This is a genomic window from Acidovorax sp. KPB24-03, from assembly GCF_057546605.1.
The window spans coordinates 1-1,359 of record NZ_BAAJYR010000659.1 but is presented as its reverse complement, the minus strand read 5'-3'; the positions used below and the strand labels follow the sequence as shown (position 1 = coordinate 1,359).

Genomic DNA, 1,359 nt, shown 5'->3' with positions numbered 1-1,359 from the left:
GCCGGGGCGCTGGATCTGCTGGGCGATCAGCTCACCCAGCGGATCGCCCGCCGTGCCGGGCTTGGCGGCGGCGACGTTGGGCAGGGGCGCGGTCGGCGGCACTTCGCGCAGGCGCTCGGCGATGAGGGCCTCCAGCGGGTCTTCGGGCTCGGCCGGGTACAGGTCGAACACCAGCCGGTGCTGGTAGGCCGCGATCGGCGGCAGCGTGAACACCTGGGGCAGGGCGGGCCGCTTGAGGTCCAGCACCAGCCGCACCACGTTGGGCGCGTTCTGGCCCACGCGGATGCCGGCGATGTTGGGGTCGTCCGCCTTCACCTTGGCGACCAGTTCGCGCAGTTCGGGGTTCAGGTCGATGCCTTCGATGTCCACCGCCAGGCGGGGCGGCGTGGTCACGAAAAATTGCTTGGCCACCAGCTGGCGGTCGGATTCGATGGTGACGCGGGAGTAGTCCTGCGCCGGCCAGACGCGCACGGCCAGAATGCTGGCACCGCGCGCGATCTGCTGCGTGCCCAGCAGCAGCACCAGCGTGCCGGCCTGGAGCAGCGACCGCCGCGTGGGTGGATGGGGAGGTGGCGCTTCGCTCATGCCTTCGATCCTTGTGCAAGGGTGCGGCCCGATGCGGTGCGGGCCTGCAGGGTGACGTGCCGCTCGCCATCATCCCCTGCTTCAATGTGTATAGCAAGGTCTTCAACGGGGATGAGCGCGGCGGCCTTTTCGGGCCATTCCGCGATCTTGAGTCCCGGCCCCGCGAAGATGTCGCGAAAGCCCGCGTCCTCCCACTCGCGCGGGTCGTTGAAGCGGTAGAAGTCGAAGTGCCAGATGGCCAGCCCCGGTGCCTCGTGCGGCTCCACCACGGCATAGGTCGGGCTCTTGATGCGGCCCTGCACGCCGAGCGCACGCAGCAGGTGGCGCACCAGCGTGGTCTTGCCGGCGCCCAGGTCGCCGTGCAAGGTGATGAAGGCGTTGGCGATCGGGGCTTGGGCGGCCAGCCGGGCGGCGAAGGCGGCGGTGTCTTCCTCGCTTTCCCAGCGCAGCGCGACGGGCGTGTCCGCGGGGGGGCTTTCTACAATCCGGGGGTGATGTTCAGCAGCAGTCAACTCGTTCCTCAAATGCAAGGCTGGGCCCGCGAATTGGGATTCTCCCAAATCGGCGTGGCCGGTGTGGATTTGTCGTCCGCAGAACCGGGGTTGATGCAGTGGCTGGCGCAAGGGTTCCATGGCGACATGCATTACATGCAAACCCACGGCCTGCGCCGCGCCCGGCCCGCCGAACTGGTGCCCGGCACCGTGAGCGTTATCACCGCGCGCATGGACTACCTGCCGCGCGACACGCCAGCCGGACCCGCGCACGGCGCGCCGG

2 protein-coding genes and 1 pseudogene are annotated in these 1,359 nt (G+C 69.3%); 1 reads left to right on the top strand and 2 read right to left on the bottom strand.

The features are described 5' to 3' along the window. Both AC27KI_RS24935 and tsaE read right to left on the bottom strand, forming a co-directional pair. A partial coding sequence (locus tag AC27KI_RS24935) for an AMIN domain-containing protein (protein WP_487116466.1) occupies positions 1-585 on the bottom strand: 585 nt, incomplete at its 3' end. Beyond that, positions 582-1,097, bottom strand: coding sequence for a tRNA (adenosine(37)-N6)-threonylcarbamoyltransferase complex ATPase subunit type 1 TsaE (gene tsaE / locus AC27KI_RS24930; RefSeq protein ID WP_284430124.1), 516 nt, complete (start codon positions 1,095-1,097; stop codon positions 582-584). The genes tsaE and AC27KI_RS24935, both read right to left, overlap by 4 nt. 12 nt (positions 1,098-1,109) lie before the next feature. On the opposite strand from tsaE, the pseudogene AC27KI_RS24925 reads away from it, so the two are divergent. Then, positions 1,110-1,359: pseudogene (locus tag AC27KI_RS24925) on the top strand (tRNA epoxyqueuosine(34) reductase QueG); the annotation flags it as partial.